17 protein-coding genes and 1 pseudogene are annotated in these 19,313 nt (G+C 63.6%); 14 read left to right on the plus strand and 4 right to left on the minus strand.

Annotated elements, in window-relative coordinates; genetic code table 11:
- Window positions 1–653: 653 nt before the first annotated feature.
- Window positions 654–884 (plus strand): heavy-metal-associated domain-containing protein, encoded by a 231-nt coding sequence (locus CH278_RS23575; RefSeq protein WP_032364250.1) that lies wholly within the window; start codon window positions 654–656, stop codon window positions 882–884.
- A 34-nt stretch (window positions 885–918) separates the two neighbouring features.
- Window positions 919–3,087, plus strand: a complete 2,169-nt coding sequence (locus tag CH278_RS23580; protein WP_094622984.1) for a heavy metal translocating P-type ATPase — start codon at window positions 919–921, stop codon at window positions 3,085–3,087.
- A gap of 106 nt (window positions 3,088–3,193) precedes the next feature.
- On the opposite strand, the gene CH278_RS23585 is transcribed toward CH278_RS23580, so the two are convergent.
- Both CH278_RS23585 and CH278_RS23590 read right to left on the minus strand, forming a co-directional pair.
- The gene (locus tag CH278_RS23585) at window positions 3,194–3,820 is read right to left on the minus strand and encodes a DUF305 domain-containing protein (RefSeq protein ID WP_032370902.1); all 627 of its coding nucleotides are present in this window, start codon (window positions 3,818–3,820) and stop codon (window positions 3,194–3,196) included.
- Between the two features lie 85 nt (window positions 3,821–3,905).
- The gene (locus CH278_RS23590; protein ID WP_032370903.1) at window positions 3,906–4,328 is read right to left on the minus strand and encodes a hypothetical protein; all 423 of its coding nucleotides are present in this window, start codon (window positions 4,326–4,328) and stop codon (window positions 3,906–3,908) included.
- Window positions 4,329–4,624: 296 nt separating this feature from the next.
- Here CH278_RS23590 and CH278_RS23595 point away from each other — a divergent pair, with 296 nt between their 5' ends.
- From CH278_RS23595 to CH278_RS23615, 5 genes are all read left to right on the plus strand, one after another.
- Window positions 4,625–6,304 carry a Mu transposase C-terminal domain-containing protein gene (locus tag CH278_RS23595; protein WP_032386874.1) on the plus strand — a complete coding sequence of 560 codons (1,680 nt, stop codon included), beginning with the start codon at window positions 4,625–4,627 and terminating at the stop codon, window positions 6,302–6,304.
- Window positions 6,305–6,442: 138 nt separating this feature from the next.
- Window positions 6,443–7,246 carry a TniB family NTP-binding protein gene (locus CH278_RS23600; RefSeq protein WP_255122989.1) on the plus strand — a complete coding sequence of 268 codons (804 nt, stop codon included), beginning with the start codon at window positions 6,443–6,445 and terminating at the stop codon, window positions 7,244–7,246.
- On the plus strand, window positions 7,243–8,475 hold the full coding sequence (locus CH278_RS23605; protein ID WP_176456963.1) for a TniQ family protein: 1,233 nt from the start codon (window positions 7,243–7,245) through the stop codon (window positions 8,473–8,475). Before CH278_RS23600 ends, CH278_RS23605 begins: the two co-directional genes overlap by 4 nt.
- Before the next feature lie 204 nt (window positions 8,476–8,679).
- On the plus strand, window positions 8,680–9,846 hold the full coding sequence (locus CH278_RS23610) for a site-specific integrase (RefSeq protein WP_032364181.1): 1,167 nt from the start codon (window positions 8,680–8,682) through the stop codon (window positions 9,844–9,846).
- A 368-nt stretch (window positions 9,847–10,214) separates the two neighbouring features.
- On the plus strand, window positions 10,215–10,958 hold the full coding sequence (locus CH278_RS23615; protein WP_230591063.1) for a recombinase: 744 nt from the start codon (window positions 10,215–10,217) through the stop codon (window positions 10,956–10,958).
- Between the two features lie 137 nt (window positions 10,959–11,095).
- On the opposite strand, the gene CH278_RS23620 is transcribed toward CH278_RS23615, so the two are convergent.
- Window positions 11,096–12,124 (minus strand): helix-turn-helix domain-containing protein, encoded by a 1,029-nt coding sequence (locus CH278_RS23620; protein ID WP_052047647.1) that lies wholly within the window; start codon window positions 12,122–12,124, stop codon window positions 11,096–11,098.
- Window positions 12,125–12,233: 109 nt separating this feature from the next.
- On the opposite strand from CH278_RS23620, the gene CH278_RS23625 reads away from it, so the two are divergent.
- From CH278_RS23625 to CH278_RS23650, 6 genes are all read left to right on the plus strand, one after another.
- Window positions 12,234–12,554 carry a 2Fe-2S iron-sulfur cluster-binding protein gene (locus CH278_RS23625; RefSeq protein ID WP_024793405.1) on the plus strand — a complete coding sequence of 107 codons (321 nt, stop codon included), beginning with the start codon at window positions 12,234–12,236 and terminating at the stop codon, window positions 12,552–12,554.
- Window positions 12,555–12,578: 24 nt separating this feature from the next.
- The gene (locus tag CH278_RS23630; RefSeq protein WP_032364182.1) at window positions 12,579–13,967 is read left to right on the plus strand and encodes a cytochrome P450; all 1,389 of its coding nucleotides are present in this window, start codon (window positions 12,579–12,581) and stop codon (window positions 13,965–13,967) included.
- Window positions 13,964–15,172: an NAD(P)/FAD-dependent oxidoreductase gene (locus CH278_RS23635; RefSeq protein WP_032370840.1), complete on the plus strand. Its 1,209-nt coding sequence runs from the start codon at window positions 13,964–13,966 to the stop codon at window positions 15,170–15,172. The genes CH278_RS23630 and CH278_RS23635 overlap by 4 nt, the downstream gene beginning before the upstream one ends.
- Before the next feature lie 69 nt (window positions 15,173–15,241).
- Window positions 15,242–15,982, plus strand: coding sequence for a transglutaminase-like domain-containing protein (locus CH278_RS23640; protein WP_032370982.1), 741 nt, complete (start codon window positions 15,242–15,244; stop codon window positions 15,980–15,982).
- 396 nt (window positions 15,983–16,378) lie between these two features.
- Window positions 16,379–17,215 (plus strand): SDR family oxidoreductase, encoded by an 837-nt coding sequence (locus CH278_RS23645; protein WP_032364247.1) that lies wholly within the window; start codon window positions 16,379–16,381, stop codon window positions 17,213–17,215.
- Between the two features lie 46 nt (window positions 17,216–17,261).
- Window positions 17,262–18,326 (plus strand): BtrH N-terminal domain-containing protein, encoded by a 1,065-nt coding sequence (locus CH278_RS23650; protein ID WP_032382558.1) that lies wholly within the window; start codon window positions 17,262–17,264, stop codon window positions 18,324–18,326.
- 55 nt (window positions 18,327–18,381) lie between these two features.
- On the opposite strand, the pseudogene CH278_RS28075 reads toward CH278_RS23650, so the two are convergent.
- Window positions 18,382–18,501 (minus strand): annotated as a pseudogene (locus CH278_RS28075) (transposase); the annotation flags it as partial.
- 242 nt (window positions 18,502–18,743) lie between these two features.
- Here CH278_RS28075 and CH278_RS23660 point away from each other — a divergent pair.
- Window positions 18,744–19,298 (plus strand): PaaI family thioesterase, encoded by a 555-nt coding sequence (locus CH278_RS23660; protein WP_032364186.1) that lies wholly within the window; start codon window positions 18,744–18,746, stop codon window positions 19,296–19,298.
- Window positions 19,299–19,313 lie beyond the last annotated feature (15 nt).

A 19,313-nucleotide genomic window follows, 5' to 3' on the forward strand; every position in this document is an offset into this window, starting at 1 on the left:
AGTCCTCGGTGTCGGCAGAGTCACCCTCTACCGACACCTCGCCGCCCTTCAGCAGTCAGCGGGGGAGAGGCCGCGTACCTTTCTTCCACACCAACGGGCCACAGTGCCACTGCGGCAGCGAGAGTCGAGCACTCCTGCCTCAATTTTTGCAGGATTCTGTGGATCTAAGTCACACGCTCTGAGCCCAACGGCGTCCTCGAGCGCTTCGACGGCACCGCACCACCACACCTGCTCTATCTCTGAAGCCAGGACGAAGTACGGCGCGACCCGAAACTGTTGCAACAGAACAGCTCTGTCAGTGCCCAATTGTCATACTCGCCGTCATACGGATAGAACCGTCGGTGGACCACCACTACCCGCCGAAATCGCCGAGCAGGCGGTGCAATCGTCCTCACCGCCCTGCAAACAATCGACCACGCTCGCAGTGAGCCAGCCGATGGGGGTCGATCAAGCGCCGCCGGTAGGCCGGTCCACTGACTCCAATACGTCCGCGAGCATCGGAACGTCCCAGTCGCGATCGTCGAGATCCGCGATAGCCCTCGCCGTCAGATCGTTGAATGCTGTCCCCCTTCCAAGCAATACGGGGAGGGGGTATGGTCCGAGTCGTCGCTAGGTACCCCCTGGGGGTATTATTCAGGATGAAGGAGTACCTCATGATCACCACGAATTACCGAGTCACCGGCATGACCTGCGGACACTGCGAGGCGTCGGTCCGGGAAGAAGTCGGTGCTGTGGCCGGGGTCGACACGGTCGAAGCATCGGCGTCGGCGGGGACGCTGACGGTGACGAGCGCCGACGAGCCCGACCACGCCCAGGTCGTCGCTGCCGTTCGCGATGCCGGCTACACAGCCGAACCGCAACCCGCAGATTCACGCACCGCGTAGCCGCTGAACTCGGCGGAGAGAAGGATTTACCGCGATGAACAACCACACACATGCCGATGTCGGCGTGGCCGAGACAGCGGGCACACAGTCGGGCCACGACCCGTCTGGACACAGCGCAGCCCACACCGGACACGGCGAGCAGACTGAACACGAAGGCCATACCGGGCACGGTGGCCATGCCGGTCACGGCGATCACGTCGGCATGTTCCGTCGCCTGTTCTGGGTCATGCTGGTCCTCGCCGTTCCGGTGATCGTTGCCTCGAACATGTTCGCGATGCTCCTCGGATACTCGCTGCCCGACGCAGCGTGGATCGCCTGGGTCTCCCCGGTGCTGGGCACCGTGATGTATGCCTGGGGCGGTTCCCCGTTCCTCACCGGCGCGGTGAGTGAAATCCGTTCACGTGCACCGGGAATGATGCTGCTCATCGCCCTCGCGATCACCGTCGCATTCGTCGCGTCGATGGGAGCGAGCCTGGGCCTGCTCGATCATCAGCTCGACTTCTGGTGGGAACTGGCGCTGCTGATCGTGATCATGTTGCTCGGGCACTGGATCGAGATGAGATCCCTCGCGCAGACCACCTCCGCTCTGGACTCGTTGGCGGCGTTGCTCCCGGATGTCGCCGAACGCGTCGACGGCGACGATGTGGTGCCGGTGTCCCCGGCCGAGCTGGAGCTCGGTGATGTCGTTGTCGTCCGCCCCGGCGGCCGAGTACCGGCGGACGGCACCATCGTCTCCGGATCGGCGAGCATGGACGAATCGATGATCACCGGCGAATCACGCACCGTCCGCCGCAGCGACGGCGACCACGTCGTCGCCGGCACGGTAGCCACCGACTCCGGTCTGCGCGTCCAGGTCACCGCAGTAGGGGAGGACACCGCCCTCGCCGGCATCGGCCGCTTGGTCGCCGACGCCCAGAACTCGACCTCGCGCGCTCAGCGCATCGCCGACACGGCCGCCGGTTGGCTGTTCTGGTTCGCTCTCGGTGCCGCGATCATCACCGCCGCTGTGTGGACTCTGGTCGGGATGCCCGACGACGCCGTCATCCGCACCATCACCGTGTTGGTCATCGCCTGCCCGCACGCACTCGGACTGGCGATTCCGCTGGTGGTCTCCATCGCCACCGAACGCGCCGCCCGCGGCGGTGTCCTGGTCAAGGACCGGCTCGCACTCGAAACCATGCGCACGGTGGACACCGTGCTCTTCGACAAGACCGGGACCCTCACCAAGGGTGAACCCACCGTCACCGCAATCGAGGTGACAGACGGGCGCACCGCCGACAACGTCCTCGCGCTGGCCGCTGCCGCAGAAGCCGACTCAGAACATCCCCTGGCTCGCGCCATCGTTGCGGCCGCACGCGCGCGGAACCTGACCGTCCCGGCTGCAGCAGACTTCCAGTCGTCTCCCGCCGTCGGGGTCTCTGCGGACGTCGACGGCACCCGCGTGCAGGTCGGCGGGCCCGCGCTGCTCGAGCAGGAGCGCGGATCCGAACTTGCTGTCGCCGACCGGTGGCGGGGCGACGGGGCGATCATCCTGCACGTCCTCGCCGACGGGGCCGTGATCGGTGCCCTCGCGCTCGCCGACGAGATCCGGCCCGAATCCCGCACGGCAGTCGATGCGCTCCACGCTCGGGGTATCGCGGTGGTGATGATCACCGGTGATGCCGATGCCGTCGCGCAGTCCGTCGCGACCGAGCTCGGTGTGGACCGCTACTTCGCGGGGGTGAAACCGGAAGACAAGTCCCACAACGTTGCTGAACTTCAACAGGAAGGGCGCACGGTGGCGATGGTCGGTGACGGAGTCAACGACGCACCGGCTCTGGCGCAGGCCGATGTCGGTATCGCTATCGGCGCGGGTACCGACGTTGCTATCGCGTCGGCCGGAGTGATCCTCGCCAGCGACGACCCGAGGTCGGTGTTGTCGGTGATCGAACTCTCGCGGGCCTCGTACCGGAAGATGAAGCAAAACCTCTGGTGGGCAGCGGGATACAACCTCATCTCAGTTCCGCTCGCGGCAGGAGTGCTCGCGCCGGTCGGGTTCGTGCTGCCCATGTCGATCGGCGCGATCCTGATGTCGCTGTCGACGATCATCGTCGCCGCGAACGCGCAGCTGCTTCGGCGACTCGACCTCACGCCCGACACCATCACCGGAGCGGTGAACGAGGGGAGTTCCAATTCTCCGTCGCAGCGCACACCGTCACTGTGAGAGCTGATCTCGTACCGGAAACGCAGCCCTGACGACTGCGAAGCGCTGATGGCCGCACCCTCTCCGCCGGAGAGGATGCGGCCATCGTTGTGTATAGCGGACCAGGTCAGCCGAGCAGCCGCTGCATGGTCTCGATTTCCTGCTGCTGGGTGGCGACGATGGTGCGGGCCATCTCCAGGGCGTCAGGGTTGGAACCGTCTGCGATTTCGGTGTTCGCCATCTCGATGGCACCGGTGTGGTGGGCGATCATCATCGTCAACCACTGGCGGTCGAATTCGGGTCCCGACGCTGCCATCAACGCGTCCATGTCCTGAGCGGTCATCATGCCGCTGTCGGAGCTGTGGTCCATCCCGCCCATCTGACTCATGTCAGCCGAGGGCGCGGGCTTACCCCACTCGGTGAGCCAGGTGGTCATCTGGTCCATCTCGGGCTGCTGTGCGCCGGCGATCGCCGATGCCAGCGACAGCACGTCCGGGTTGTCGGTGCGGCCGTTCGCCATGTCGGCCATCTCGACTGCTTGGGCGTGGTGCGGATACATCATCTGCGCGAACATCACGTCGGCATCGTTGAACTCTGCGGACGCGCTTGCTTGGGCCGAGGACATCGGTGCGGAGGACATCGAGCCCATGGAGTGCCCGTCCATCGACGACTCGGTCGAGTCGTTGCTACAGCCGACGACGAGGAACGCGCTGGCGGCGGCGGCAGCGAGTGAAGCCATGACTTTGGTACGCATGTGGAATCTCCTTGCAAGAGTGGACAATCAGGGGTGTGTGACGTGTTTCGGTCCGCCGGTCGACGCGCGTCTACCGGGCTCCCTGTCACACTCGCAAGGTCACCGATCTGTCCAACTCCCACAACGTCCACGGCGGTGCACGTTCGAGCGTGGAATCGGTGCATCCGACGGTCCGGTTGAGTAGCGTCGGTACTGGATCGATGGCTGCGCTCAACGCCGGGACCGTCAGCGCGGGCGACGACACCGTCGTGCCCACACAAGGGTGCATCATTTGGTGGGCCGTCGGGCAGTCGTGCTCCCCGGCCATCACCGGAACCGACATAGTTTCGGACATATGAAGCGGCGTCGCCATCGAGGCACGGCCGCCGTTCAACGACATCGAGCCGGTTACGGACATCGACATCGGTGTCACCGAATGCATCAACAGGACACCGAACACCGTCAGTGCAATTAGCAGACCGGTCACCGAGGCCGTGCCCCGTCGACCACGTCTGACTGCCAATTGCATGCCCTTGACGGTAGCAGAGATACCCCCCAGGGGTAATGGCGAACCAGGGGATCGCCCGCCCTCCGCTGTCGGGCAGAGGCCGAATCTCTGGGAAACGCCGCCCCAGTTAAGGAGCTGTGCACTCGACTTCTGAACCAGTGCAGCTCACTTCTGAATCTGACAATCTGTCAGTTTCAGAAGACGGCTGCACTCATTGCAGGCGTTACGAGGGTGAGTGCACGTGTCTTCTGACATTCTGATGTCAAAAGTGCGGTGCACGGTCGCATGTTCGGCTCTCGGTGACAGGGAGGCTTGTGATGGACCCCGACAAGCTCGACGTCGTGGAGACCGGTGTGCTGACAGCGTCGGGGGAGCGGTGGTCCCAGGCCGAGACCCGTTTCGCTGTCCTGGCTCCCTTGCTGGAGATGCATCCGGTGCGTTCGGAAGCGGTCGACGCTGCAGCGCAGCGCTTGGGACTGTCCAGGCGGCAGGTCTACACGTTGGTCGGCAGGCTCAGGAACGGGACGGGGACGGTCACCGATCTTCTGACGAAGGTCTCGTCGGGTGGGCGTGGCCGCAGCCGAGTATCCGCTGAGGTCGAGGAAGTGATCGCCGACCATCTGACTCGATACTTTCTTCACCGTCAGAAGCTCAGTGTCGCTGCGCTGCATAGACGTATCGCATTGGCCTGTCACCGTGCGGGTCTGCCTGTGCCGGCCAGGAACACCGTCACCGCGCGTATCGCCGGCCTCCATCCGGCGTCGGTGGCCAGGTCACGCGGGGGACCCGATGCCGCCCGGCCGCGTCAGTCCGCCGGCGACGTTCCACCGGCGGTTGCGGGGATTCTCGATCAGGTCCAGATCGACCACACCGTCGTCGATGTGATGATCGTCGACGAGTACGAGCGTCAAACGATAGGTCGCCCCTACTTGACGATCGCCATCGATGTCTTCAGCCGTACCGTCCTCGGGTTCGTCGTCACTCTGGAGGCACCGTCAGCCGTATCTGCTGGGTTGTGCCTGGGCCGGGTGTGCAGCGAGAAGCAGACGTGGCTCGAAGCATGCGAGCTGGCCGAACAGGTGCAATGGCCGATGGCAGGCAAGCCGAAGCGGTTATACCTCGACAATGCCGCCGAGTTCAAAAGCGAAGCGTTACGCCGCGGATGCGCCCAGCACGCGATCACCCTCGAATACCGTCCACCGGGCCGGCCGCATTACGGCGGGATCGTCGAACGCATTCTCGGAACGGCGATGACGGCTGTGCACGAGCTACCCGGGACCACTTTTTCGAACCCCGCGGACCGAGGAAATTACGACTCGGACAAGCACGCCGCGTTGACATTGCGCGAGTTGGAGCGCTGGCTGGTTCTGGCGATAGCCTCGTATCACGCGAGCGTGCATTCAGGGATCGGGAACACTCCGGCCGCCGTGTGGGCCGGCGGTGTCGCCGCAGCTGGTCATGCCCATCGTGTGGTGCTCGGCGAGACCGCGTTCCTGGTGGACTTTCTTCCCGTCATCCGGCGACGTCTGACGCGCACGGGCTTCGTTCTCGATCACGTGCACTACTTCTCGAACGCGCTCAAACCGTGGGTTGCGCGGCGAGAGGAGTTGGGGCGGTTCGTGATAAGACGTGACCCACGCGATCTGAGCAGAATCTGGGTCCTCGAACCAGACGGTGCAGGCTATGTCGAGGTGCCGTACCGGACGATGTCACATCCCGCGGTAACACTGTGGGAGCACAGAGCTGCTATCGCCCGTCTCCGCGAACAAGGTCGGTCGAACGTTGATGAGAGCGCACTGTTTTCGATGATCGAGCAGATGCGTGAGGTCACCGACCGCTCGCAGAAAGCCACCCGCAAAGCCCGGCGCAACCGTGCCCGCCGCACGCATCTCACCGGCGCCGCGTCTGCACCGATCCCGGCGATCCACCCGCCGGTGGAGCCTGAAACGGACGGCGGCACCGCAACGCCGGTCTTCAGCGACATCGAGGAATGGTGAGCCGATGACCGCATCGAAAGGAAGCAGCAACGAACCCACCGAGTCGTCCAGCGAGGATTTGGGGCACCTGCGGGAGTCGGTTCGACCGCTCACCGCACTCGACGACGCGGAGCGGATCCGGTTGATCCGGTCGGAGAGATGGACGGGTATCCGCAGGCCCGTACGGTCATCGACCATCTGGAGACGTTGCTGTCGTGGCCGGACCGACAGCGTATGCCGAACCTACTGTTGCTCGGTCCGACGAACAACGGCAAGTCGATGATCATCGAAAAGTTCCGGCGCACTCATCCGCCGATCAGCTTGTCCGACCGCGAGCAGATACCGGTGTTGTGCATGCAGATGCCCCCGGACCCGTCACCCGGCCGGTTCTACCTCGCACTGCTCACAGCGTTGGGAACACCGACCAGGCCCCGCAATCGGGTCCACGAACTCGAACAGCAAGCATTGATGCTGCTCCGCGCCACCGGCGTGAAGATGTTGATCATCGACGAGCTCCACAATGTTCTCGCCGGCCGCGACAACGTCCGCCGCGAATTCTTGAACGTGCTGCGATTCCTGGGCAACGAACTACGCATTCCTCTTGTCGCTGTCGGAACCCGCGACGCCTACCTCGCCATCCGGACCGATCCCCAGCTGGAGAACCGATTCCACCCCATGACTTTGCCGGTCTGTACCAACACTGCCGACACCAGATCACTGCTGGCCAGCTTCACCACGAGCTTCCCCCTCCGTAAACCCTCGCACCTGACATCACCGGAGATGACCGACTACCTCCTCACTCGCTCCGAGGGCACCATCGGTGAACTGACAACGCTGCTCACTGCCGCAGCAGTGACCGCCGTCGACAGCGGAGAGGAAGCGATCACCTCATCGGTGCTCACGCGCACTCTGTACCTCGGTCCCACCGAGCGGCGCCGCCAGTTCGAGCGCCACCTCGCGTGAACGCGCGGCTCGCACCGATGCCCGGTGATGCGTACGTTCGCCCGTGGCCGCTGCATCCGCAGCCACTGCCAGGTGAGGCCCTCTCGTCCTGGGTGGCCCGGATATGCGAGCTGTATCCGCACATCAAGCCTTCTGACCTGCTTGCAGACCTCGATATCGATTGTGCTGTCGAGGATCTCGACCGCTACACACCGGAGCCGATACTTATCGAGCTGGCCGGTCGCGGCGCAGTCCCGGTAGAGAGGGTGCGGATGATGACGTTGGCGGGGTGGACACCGTGGTTGCTCGACAGCACCGACCCCGCCGACTGCGACTTCGACACCTACGTCCACCAGTTCTCGATCCTGCTACCGGCCGACCTCGCGAGGGAGGATCGACGACGTCGCACACCCACGAGCGAGGCATGGTTGCCGTGGGCGAGCACTCCGCGTAGTCGGGCATGCCCGGCATGTGTCGACAGCCTCGAATCCACTGCTGGTATCAACATGGCTCTGCTGCAGCAATATCCGGTGCTGAGCAGCTGCCTCGACCACCGTTGTCGACTCGAACCCTGCTCTGTTTTCCCTGGTCATGCGATCTTCTGGGATCAGGTCCGGTTCGGTTCGGACGAACGGGTCTCGCCCGTTCCGGTTCCCTCGGCGGTCACGGACCTCGATCGGCGCAGCACCGAGGCCCTGACGACGGGATGGGTGGAACTCGGCCCAGGCCGGGTACATGCCGCAGTCTGGTTCCGACTGCTGCGCACCGTCGTCGACGAAGTGTCCTCACCACTGGTTCGCACCGGACGGTGGGCGACGAGACTCGTTGCGATCTGGAAGGCCGCCGGTCGTTCCCGCCCGCTCCGGACCGCGTGGGTTCCGTTCGAGGACCTGCACTGGGACGAGCAGGCGAAAGTCCTCGAGGCCGCAGCGATCGGCATTGCGATGGTCGAGAGCGGTGAGATCGACGCCGGCGGTGCGCACGCATCTCTGCTGAGCCCACGACCGTATGAGCCGGTCGATCCCGGGACAGCTCCGACGCGCTCGTCTTATCCCGCACCCGAGCGCGATTTATGGGCTGACGCGCACGCTGCGGCCGAGGCCGCCATCGCGGCAGCGCGCGTCGATCCCGCATCCGCCAGTTCGTTGTACAACTTCCTGCGCTGGGGGTGCCGCACCGCAGCGGAGCTGGATGAGACGGTGCAACTGTTCCTCGACCACGGGATCCCGCTGCACCATCCGCCGACATAGCTATCGCCCGATGGAGCGGGGTCGTCCGCGGCGCACACGCGGCGACAGCCGAGAAGCCCGTTTTCGCGCCCGGGTCATAGTCACCAACGTTATCTGTGCGGTGACCGACGAGAATTTTCCTTCCCGCACCGTCTTCGTCTAAATCCCTGCTCAGCGCGTTTCAACTCGAAAGAGCTGTCGGGGGTGCTCGCTACAGTCCCTGTCATGGCAGATCGGCAGCTAGGTGAGGTCCTGGACACGGATTCAGTCGTCCCGGTGAGGAGTGCGGAGGTGTTTCCGGACCTGTCGGGCGAGGTCGCCGCTCGGATCGAACGGTCGATGGCGTCGGCACGGTCCGGTGCTACCCGCCGCGCCTACGATTCGGCGTGGCGACGCTTCGAGACCTGGTGCACCGTCGCCGGGCACCACGCGTTGCCGGCGCATCCCGCTACGGTGGCGGCCTATCTCGTTGCGGCTGCCGACACGCTCACCGTCGACGGGACGCGGGCGTATGCGCCGTCGACGTTCGGCAAATGGATCGCGGCGGTCGCGGACCGCCACCGCGCTACCGGCTACGACAACCCGTGCGGGCACGAGATGGTGCGCGCCACTCTCTCGGGTATTCGGCGGGATTACGCGTCTGCGGGGGAGCGGCCCCGTAACCCGCGCGCACCGCTGCTGACCTCCGACATCACTACGATCGTCGATTACGCGCGTCGAGGTGGGGCCGGGTGGGCGTCGGAGGTCCTCGAACGCCGCGACACTGCGCTGCTCCTGATGGGCTACACCGGCGCATTCCGCCGCAGCGAACTCGTAGCGCTCGAATGCCGCGATGTCCACCGCGACCGCCTCGACGGCGCGCACGTACGTATCCGCAAATCGAAGACCGACCAGGACGGCACCGGAACCGTGAAAGCACTCCCGTTCACCGACCGCCACGAGTCATGTCCGGTCTGCGCGTGGGTGCGATGGCTGCAGATCGTCGCAGCGTTCGACACCGGCGGCAGAGTTGCTGTCATCCGAATACTTTCCCGCGCAGTGGAATTCGACTCCCATATCTGCCGCGGCACCCTTCCTGTAGTCGAGAAACGGTCCCCTCTGTTTCGGTCCGTCCGCAAGAACGGCAACCTCTCCGACACAGCCCTGTCCGGAGCCGCGGTGCACGCGGCGATCCGCCGCCGCGCTACTCGAGCTGGATACGGCCCCGACACCGTCGCCCAGCTCGGCGGGCATTCCCTCCGTTCCGGCTTCGTCACGCAGGCCTTCCGCAACGGTGCCGACGCGCATGCGATCATGCGCCAAACCGGGCACACCACACCCGCAATGGTCGAAACATACGCTCACGAGAATGCGCCACTGGTCGGCAACGCCGTCACCGAGCTCGGCCTATGACCAGGCACCCGACCGAACCAGTGAGCGGCGACGGGACGACAGGGGTAGATGCTGACCACGACGACCGCCCTTGTCCGATACGTGCATCGGACATCACGAACACGTCGATACCGAGGCGGGATCGGCACACGTGGTCACTGTTCGAGGACTGGTGCACCGCCCATGGCGAACCCCCATTGGCGGCCTCTCCTGAGTCACTTGCTCGGTTCCTGTATGCGCACCCCGCCGCGCCGACGACCCAACGCCGCCGGATCGCGGTGATCGACTCCGCTCATCATCGGCATCTATTACCTCCTCCAGGGCGCGCTGAGACCGTCCGGGCTGCGCTGGATGGGGCCCGCACGTCGCGCCTGCAGGAGGTGGCAGCCGTGATCGGCGGAATCATCGCCCGACTCCCCGAATACGGTTGGCCGTCAGCGTTGTTCGCGCGCAGAGACGCGCTGATCCTCACGCTCGCTACGACAGGTCTGCCGTACACGCAGATCGCGGCCCTGCGGGCATGCGATGTCACCGCCGATGCGGGTCTCGACGCCCTTCGCATCGAGACAGGCCGCGGCGTTCATACCCTCACCTCCCTCGCGCTGGCGGGGACGGGCATTTCTCCGCGCACGGTGTACCAGCGCTGGTGTGAGGTGCTCGGCCATCAGGCCCGGTATCCGAGCACCCGAATGCTCGCCGACGCTTTCGATGCCGTGGACGGCACCGGGCTCGGCGGATACGACCGGTATTTCGACCCGGCCGGTCAACATCCGCTGTCGACTGCGATCGACCGGTGGGGCCACACCCCGTTGGCTGCGACCCCGCTGACCGCCCGTGCGGTAGCGGGCATCGTGCGAATGCACTGGGACGGAAGGGCACCCACCCACCTGCAGCCCACTGCGCGGTCACAACATCCGGAGCAGATCGCGGCACCGGATCCAGTACCGCGGGTTCTACTCGACCCCGGCTACTACGAACGCGGAACGCTTGCGCGTAGACACGCCCACGGTCTTCTCGACGACGTGGACTCTGTCCTGGCCGATGTCGAAACCCGCGCGGACAGCCTGTTGGAAGCTCTCGTCGACTTTCTCGAATCGGAGACCGCACGCGTGCCGGCCGACACCGTCGAGTGACTAGTGGTTGGTACTCGGGTTTGCACACACTCTTCTTCTCACGGCAGGGAGGCGGTGACGTCTCAGAAATCTCCGAGATGAAGATCGATCAGGCCGCGAACGAACGAGGCATCGATCTCGACCCCGTTCTGCGGGGTCTACGTCGAATCCGGGTCGTCTGAGAGTCGGGGATTTCGGAAATCTTTCGGAGAGCGTCCGGTCCAGCGTTTGAAGGCGTGAGAGAAGTTGGCGAGGTCGCTGTATCCGAGTTCGGTAGCGATCTCGCTGACCGAAACCGATCGGTCGAGGAGCCGTAGCATCGCGCGCTCGTACAGCAGCGAGTGGCGCACCTTGCTATAGGTGGTTCCTTCTTCGGCAAGCCGCCGTTTCAACGTGCTACTCGACATCGACAATGCTTGTGCAACATCATGGTTGGTTCGCTGTCCGAGGTCCTTTTCCAACTGTTGCCTCACCTTCTCGGCGGATGACATGGACCCACTCCGCTGGGCGAGTGTTCGCTGCAGATCAGCGATAGCGAGACGATATGCGAGGGGGTCCGAGAAGCGACAAGCCTTGTTGAGGGTCTCCTCGGGTACGTGGACGAAGGAAATCGGAGCGTCGAAGAACCGGCGATTCGCCCCCGGACCTTCGTCGTGGCTCACCTCGGCCGGCTCCGGCCAGCTCAGATGGAGTGTCACCGGCGATATGTCACCGGCGAGCATGTCCAGCAGTCGTAGTAACGCCGACCCACCGTAGGTGATGACCAAGCAGTCCAGTGCGGAATCGCCTGTGTGCGCAGTGAGCCCGACGATCAGACCGTAGTCGCCGGTGTGGAACTGCGACTTCAACGCCGTGGAGATCAATGGTAGGTATGTCAGGAGATCGACGATCTCGGCGACCGAACCAGCGCTGATCAAAGGTGAACTCAGAGGCCCGAACGATGTCAACTGGGCCTGCTCGGCAAACGCAAATCCGAGTCGAGTGGCCTGGGCGATATCGAGTTCGGGATAGACCTCCCGAAACCACCGTATCGGTGCCTGAACGTCATGCTGAATGAGCGTCGCTTCACTGGTTCCTTCGCGGTGCATGATCACACGAAGCCGCGCGGCGGCGTCAGGGTCGAGTGCGCGGCGTTCGAGCAACTGAACGAACGCAAGCGGTGGCACGCCCTCGTCGCTCAGCTTCACGGTGACCCCTTTGACCCGAATTCACAAGTTTATGACTCCACCGAACATAGCCGTCACCCGCGTTTGCGACGACACTTTCGTCAATCACGCCGGAAAACGAGGAGTTGACATGGCAGCTGTAATTTTCGTCGCCCACGATGGTGAGAAGCACGAGGCGGCTCTGGTCGAAGGTCGCTCGCTGATGCAGATTGCAACCGACAATGCTGTGCCGGGGATCGATGGAGACTGTGGGGGCGAAACGGCCTGTGGCACCTGCCATGTGATCGTCGACCCGCAGTGGTCAGGAGAGGTGGGTCTGTCCGGCGCCGACGAGGAGGAGATGCTGGCGATGAACCCCGAGCGTGAACCCACGTCTCGGTTGTCGTGCCAGATGGTGGCCTCGGAAGCGTGGGATGGCCTGATCGTTCGAACACCTGAATTCCAATTGTGATGTGCGAAAGGCAGGCACGACAGCATGAAAGTTTCTGAGTCGATCGCCGACAAGGTCCAGTCGACCATCCCGATAGGGCTGCAGATCCAGGGCGCTCATTTGTACGACAAGACCCGACGGTGGGTGACTGGCACGAATGGCAAGAAGATCTTCGTCGAAAGTCCCATCCCACCGGTCGAGGATGTCGAGCTCGCCGACATCGACCTCAGTAACCCCTTTCTTTACAGACAAGGGCGGTGGCAGTCGTACTTCGAGCGCGTGCGGAACGAGGCACCGGTGCACTACCAACCCAATAGTCCGTTCGGCCCGTTCTGGTCGGTCACGCGCCATGCCGATATCGTGGCCGTCGACAAGAATCACGCTGTGTTCTCGGCCGAACCGTTCATCGTCATCGGCGTTCCGCCCCGGTTTCTCGATATCGAGATGTTCATCGCGATGGACCCACCACACCACGACAAGCAGCGCGCTGCCGTCCAGGGGGTTGTCGCACCGAAGAACCTCCGGGAGATGGAGGGACTGATCCGATCGCGCGTACGGGAGGTATTGGACGACCTCCCCTTGAACGAGCCGTTCGACTGGGTGCAGAATGTCTCGATCGAGTTGACAGCTCGGATGCTCGCAACTCTTCTGGATTTCCCCTACGAACAACGCCGCAAACTCGTCTACTGGTCCGATTTGGCAACCTCGATGGAGCAAGCCAACGGTGGGCCCTCGGACAACGACGAGGTGTTCGAAGGCATGCGTGACATGGCCCGTGGCCTCAGCGCTCTCTGGCATGACAAAGCAGCCAGGAGGTCTGCAGGGGAAGAGTCCGGTTTCGATCTGATCACCATGTTGCAGAGCAACGAGGACACCAAGGATCTGATCGATCGTCCGATGGAATTTCTGGGCAACCTCGTCCTGCTGATCGTCGGTGGCAACGACACCACGCGAAACTCGATGAGCGGTGGCGTTCTTGCGTTGAACCAATTCCCCGACCAGTTCGAGAAATTGAAGGCCAATCCCGATTTGATCCCCAACATGAACTCGGAAATCATCCGATGGCAAACACCCTTGGCGTACATGCGCCGAATCGCCAAAGCCGACACCGTTCTGAACGGACAATTCATCCGCAAGGGTGACAAATTGGTGATGTGGTATGCCTCGGGTAACCGCGACGAACGCGTTTTCGAGAATCCTGATGATTTCATCATCGATCGTGCCAATGCGCGCAATCACATCGCGTTCGGATTCGGTGTGCACCGGTGTATGGGCAATCGGCTGGCCGAAATGCAGCTGCGGATTCTGTGGGAGGAGTTGCTTCCCCGCTTCGAGAACATCGAGGTCGTCGGCGACCCCGAGTATGTTCAGTCGAATTTCGTGCGGGGCATCAGCAAGATGATGGTGCGCCTGACGCCTACTTCCAGCGTATGACATCGCAACGGGCGATCATCGTCGGCGCAAGCCATGCTGGGGCACAACTGGCAGCTAGTTTGCGCCAAGAAGGTTGGACAGGCGACATCGTCCTCATCGGTAACGAGTCTGCCGCTCCCTATCAACGCCCCCCGCTGTCGAAGGCATACCTGGCGGGCAAATGCGTACTCGACGATATCGCCATTCGCAGCACGGACTTCTACTCCAAGCAAGGTATTCAGCTCCTGAACGCGCAGGTGGAGACCATCGTTCGGTCGGAAGGCAACGTCGTTCTCGACACCGGGGAGAAGCTGGCCTACGACAAGCTCGCGCTGTGCACGGGAGCCCGCCCTCGTCGGCTCACCGTTCCCGGGGCCGATCTCCACGGGGTCTACTACCTGCGCACCGCAGCGGACGTCGAGAGGATACGTATGGCCACCGGCCCTGGCCAGCGGGTGGTGATCGTCGGAGGCGGCTACATCGGACTCGAGACAGCGGCATCGCTGCGCGCACTGGGCGTACAGGTCACAGTCCTCGAGGCAACTGGGCGTGTGCTCGAGCGGGTCACTGCTCCCGAGGTATCGACGTTCTTCGAGCGGATACATCGCGAACAGGGAGTCGACATCAGAACGAACGCGATGGTTCAGGGCCTGTCCGGTGACCGTGAGGTTCGTGAAATCACCTTGGCCAGCGGAGAATCGATCCCCGCAGATCTGGTCATCGTCGGTGTCGGCGTCGAGCCGAACACCGACCTCGCCGCCGATGCGGGTCTTGTCATCGACAACGGCATCGTGATCGACGATCACACTCGGACCAACGACCCCGACATCATGGCGGCGGGGGACTGCGCGAGCCACGACATGGCCCGTTACGGCCGTCGACTACGGTTGGAGTCCGTCTCGAGCGCAGGAGAGCAGGCCAAAGTCGCTGCGTCGACCGCCTGCGGGAAGTCCAGAAAAATCGAAGCGTTGCCGTGGTTCTGGTCGGATCAGTATCACTTCAAGCTGCAGATCGCCGGCCTCAACACTGGATACGACGAAGTGGTTCTCAGCGGTGACCCCACCCGCGACAGTGATTTCAGTTGCTTCTATCTCCAGGCCGGTGAGCTCATTGCCGCCGACTGCATAGGTCGCCCGCGCGAGTTCATGTACAGCAAACGGGTGATCGCCCAGCGACTCCCCGTCCAACGCGAAGACCTGATGCTCGGCGGACTCGCGCGCAACTGACCGATCCTTCGGTCGTTGTGCACACAACAGCAACCGGTTTGCTCAGAGAAGGGAACATCAGCGATGACCATGACAGACCGCCCGCCCGGAGCACATACTACGCAGCCACCACACGCATACCTGGGAGCAACGGACTTCCTCGACATCGAGCACGAATCCGTGCGGGCGTTCACCGCCGCGGCAATCGGAGATGCGAGCAGCGACCGTGACAAGGCCAGACGCCTCTTCGCCGCCGTCCGCGACCGAATCTGGTACGACCCATACACCGTGTCGGACGATCCGGCCCACTATCGAGCGAGCTTCGTCCTCGAGGCCGGGCGCGCTTACTGCGTCCCGAAGGCGGTGCTGTTGACCGCAGTGTGCCGGGCGGCGGGTATCCCAGCACTGCTCGGCTTCGCCGACGTCCGAAATCACCTGCAGACCGAGACGTTGCGCACGCTGATGGGCGGCACCGACCTGTTCGTCTACCACGGCTACAGTCGCCTCTACATCGAGGGCCGGTGGTTGAAGGCCACGCCGGCATTCAATGTCGAGTTGTGCGCTCGTTTCGGCGTGCCGCCAGTGGAATTCGACGGCGATCGCGATGCTCTCATGCATGCCTTCACCGCAGACGGAGCCCAGCACATGGAGTATGTCCGCGAGCGAGGAGTCTTCGACGACCTACCCTTGAACGCGATCTTGACGGTGCTTCGGCACGCCTACGGCCCCACGATCTTCACGGGCGCTCACCCACTCGATGATGTTTTCACCGGCCGCACCCGGCCGGACGAAACTCCCGGGGATCGAAACCTTCCGCGGGAGTCTCGATGAACACAAGCGGTGAGAACATACGCGCCGAACCCCGTATCGCGGCCGACTGCCGATCGGTCGGAGCTCTCTCCGCGAACAATCGCGATCGTGAACACTCGGACCGCCTCGGACACCTTCGAATCGGGTGAGCCGATACCTGCTGGCAGAGCTGTGCCACATGACTGTCTCGTCGCCGCGGCCGTGGTAAGGCCGACACCGGAAGTTGCACCGAACAGACGAGACTCGCTCTGCCGCTGGAATTGCGGCTGCGGGCGATGAACGACCGATCCGAACGCCTCCCCGGGCACGAGACGACGCGCGATACCCATATCCCTCTCCCGTGTGCGCAGCCGCTACCGCGAGAGCGGGCCGACAGGCGTCTACCGATGTCTCTCATCTATGCAAGGAGCGCAGCAGATGACAAACAACGCACCTCACACCCCCGCCAGGACCGTGGCGATCACAGGTGGAGCTCGCGGCATCGGCTATCAGACAGCGAAGGAGTTGATTCGACGAGGCCACCGGGTCGCCATCGGCGACATCGACGAGGCACGTGCGAAGGAGGCCGCCGCCGAACTCGGGGTGAAGGTCGTCACCCGACTCGACGTCACCGAACCTGACTCGTTCACAACGTTTCTGGACCTGGTCGAACGTGAACTCGGACCCCTCGACATCCTGATCAACAACGCGGGCATCATGCCTACCGGCCACGCCCACGAAGAGGACGATGCAGTAACCCGGCGTCAAGTCGAGATCAACGTCCTGGGTGTCATCTTCGGGACCAAACTGGCTCTTCAGCGCATGCTGCCGCGCCGCACCGGACACATCATCAACACTGCGTCATTGGCCGGCGAGCTCGCGGTACCTGGTTTGGCGACCTACTGCGCTACCAAGTTCGCAGTCATCGGATTCACAGAGGCCGCACGACTGGAGTACCGCAAGTCAGGGGTTCGACTGTCCACAGTCCGCCCGACGTTCACCAACACCGAACTCGTCGCCGGAACCGCCGGCGCAAAGGGATTACGCAACGCCGAGCCGGAGGAAATCGCCCGCGCGACAGCAGATCTGATCGAGAATCCACGCCCCTTCGTCCGCGTCACCCGTCTCGCAGGCGCAATGGTCGCGGCGGTGAAATTCGTCCCCCGGCGGCTGGCGACCGGACTGGGTGCGGCCCTGAACACAGATTCGGTGTTCCTCGCGGACGTCGACATGACTGCTCGCCGAACGTATCTCGACAGAATCCAGAACAGCTGAGCATGCCGACACGCGCGCTCGACCAACCACCCGAAAGGCAGCCACAGTGACCCCCACGACTCTGATCGAGAACTATCCCCACCGGATGGGAGGGCACTGCGGGTCAGGTGCAATGCGAGACCTTCTCCAGTGGCACGGTCTGGGATGGGACGGACCACCCGACGAGGGGTTGGTGTTCGCACTGGGTGGTGATCTCGGTTTGTCCTACCTGCGATCGGACGACCTGGTCCCACCGATGTACCTGGTCGGCCGCGGTGCCGACTTCGAGATCGACTTACCGCGCAGGCTCGGCGGACAAGTCGAGGTTCTCACGACCGACGATCCCGGTGAGGGATGGTCATGGGTTCGCGACGACATCGATGCGGGAAGACCCAGTCTGGTCTGGGCCGATATCGCTGAGCTGCCCTACTTACGGGTGAAACTGCAGATGAGTCGCCACGACATCGTGGTGATCGGCTACGACGAGATCGGGGGGACTGCCTCGGTCGTCGACAACGATCGGGCCGACGTGCAGAAGATCCCGCTCGACGCGCTGGCTCGGGCGCGATCTTCCACCTCGTTCCCGCAACCGACACGTCACTGCACGTACCGAATCACGTGGCCGCAGACACTGCCGCCCGTGTCGACTGCCGCGGCCGCGGCCTTCGCCCGATCCGCCGCCAGCATGCACGCCCCATCGACACCGGGAATAGCCGACCACATACCAGCAGCCGGTGCCGACGGTTTGGCCGCGGTCGACCAGCTGGCAACCGACGTCAAGAGCTGGGTCGACCTTCCGCCCGATGACCTCGAGACGCTGCTGTTCAGTCTCGGTATCTTCATCGAAAAGGCCGGAACCGGAGGCGGGCTCTTTCGTCGGCTTCTCGCCGACGGCTGTACCGAGATTGCACGTCTGACCGGTGATCCCGCTACCGCAGACCTCGCGGTGGCCGCCGATCACTGCGCCCAGGCCTGGACCGAAACTGCCCGCGCCGGAACACAACGCGGTCTCGATGTACGAACACGCGCAGCTGCGGTGGCCGTGTCGGCTGCCAGACTGTCGGAACTCGAGCTGATCCTGGTGGAGTCCCTGGAGTCTGCTTCACGCTCGCTGTCCGCCATCACGAGATGATGCCCACCGTCGTTCGATGGCGCGCGGTACACGGGGCGCATCGCACTGTGCTGCAGCTGTCGTCGCCGACACCGTACGCCCTGGCGACCTCACTGATCGGCTTGGAAGAGTCGATGACCTCTCGGCACAGTTCGTCTTTGAACTCGGTGCTGAAAGATCGACGCGATCTGCTCATGCTTGTAGATCCCTATTCCAAGCGGGTCTAGTGTCCGAATCCCTGGGCCGATCAGATCACGACGCCAGCCACTGGGCTGCGGGGTGGATGACCCTCATCTGCAACCTCGCCGACGTTTTCAACGCGCGGTTCACTTCTGACATAGTGCAGTTTATCTATCGAAACTAACAGCGGTGCAGGCCGAGCGCACGATGACGCGACAGACTCGGCACAATTTTTTTTCACGACAGAGAGGTCCGACCATGAAAAGAGTTCCGGACGAGGTCAGCGGGTCGGCCGGCCCGGCTGTCGAGAACTGGGCGCGCTCGTTCTGGAGCACGAGTTTCGACTCGCCTGATCTACCGCCCCACCACCCCGACTGTCTTGGTTGTGGGCCGCAGAACCCGCACGGCCACGCCCTGTCGGTCCAGCGTGACGAGAACGGCGTGGTGGCTCACCATGTGTTCGATCAACGTCATGTCGGGGCACCCGGGATAGCACACGGAGGCGCGGTGGCGACCGTTCTCGACGATCTGTTCGGCTTCCTGCTCTACACAGTGGGTGAGCTCGCCGTGACGCGGCGTCTCGAGCTCGACTACCTGGCGCCGGTTCTGCTCGGCACTCCATACGTATTGCGTGCTGCCGTTCGGTCTCGTGATGGGCGCAAACTGGATCTCACGGCCACGATGGACGATGCGCAGGGCCGCTCGGTAGCCACCGCTACTGCCCTGTTCGTGGTGGTCGAGGTCGAACACTTCATGCAGTCCCAAGCCCGAGCCCAACTCCGGGCCACGGACACGAATCACACCGAAGAATAGACACCCTGGCCGACC

Source organism: Rhodococcus sp. 05-2254-5 (assembly GCF_002258575.1).
Classification (GTDB): domain Bacteria; phylum Actinomycetota; class Actinomycetes; order Mycobacteriales; family Mycobacteriaceae; genus Rhodococcoides; species Rhodococcoides fascians.

Excerpts from the sequence above, each read along its gene's own strand:
- CH278_RS23580 (WP_094622984.1), top strand. The coding sequence starts at position 919 with ATGAACAACCACACACATGCCGATGTCGGCGTGGCCGAGACAGCGGGC.
- CH278_RS23575 (WP_032364250.1), top strand. The coding sequence starts at position 654 with ATGATCACCACGAATTACCGAGTCACCGGCATGACCTGCGGACACTGC.
- CH278_RS23625 (WP_024793405.1), top strand. The coding sequence starts at position 12,234 with ATGGCAGCTGTAATTTTCGTCGCCCACGATGGTGAGAAGCACGAGGCG.
- CH278_RS23590 (WP_032370903.1), bottom strand. The coding sequence starts at position 4,328 with ATGCAATTGGCAGTCAGACGTGGTCGACGGGGCACGGCCTCGGTGACC.
- CH278_RS23660 (WP_032364186.1), top strand. The coding sequence starts at position 18,744 with ATGAAAAGAGTTCCGGACGAGGTCAGCGGGTCGGCCGGCCCGGCTGTC.
- CH278_RS23635 (WP_032370840.1), top strand. The coding sequence starts at position 13,964 with ATGACATCGCAACGGGCGATCATCGTCGGCGCAAGCCATGCTGGGGCA.
- CH278_RS23600 (WP_255122989.1), top strand. The coding sequence starts at position 6,443 with ATGGACGGGTATCCGCAGGCCCGTACGGTCATCGACCATCTGGAGACG.
- CH278_RS23585 (WP_032370902.1), bottom strand. The coding sequence starts at position 3,820 with ATGCGTACCAAAGTCATGGCTTCACTCGCTGCCGCCGCCGCCAGCGCG.
- CH278_RS23610 (WP_032364181.1), top strand. The coding sequence starts at position 8,680 with ATGGCAGATCGGCAGCTAGGTGAGGTCCTGGACACGGATTCAGTCGTC.
- CH278_RS23595 (WP_032386874.1), top strand. The coding sequence starts at position 4,625 with ATGGACCCCGACAAGCTCGACGTCGTGGAGACCGGTGTGCTGACAGCG.
- CH278_RS23645 (WP_032364247.1), top strand. The coding sequence starts at position 16,379 with ATGACAAACAACGCACCTCACACCCCCGCCAGGACCGTGGCGATCACA.
- CH278_RS23630 (WP_032364182.1), top strand. The coding sequence starts at position 12,579 with ATGAAAGTTTCTGAGTCGATCGCCGACAAGGTCCAGTCGACCATCCCG.
- CH278_RS23640 (WP_032370982.1), top strand. The coding sequence starts at position 15,242 with ATGACAGACCGCCCGCCCGGAGCACATACTACGCAGCCACCACACGCA.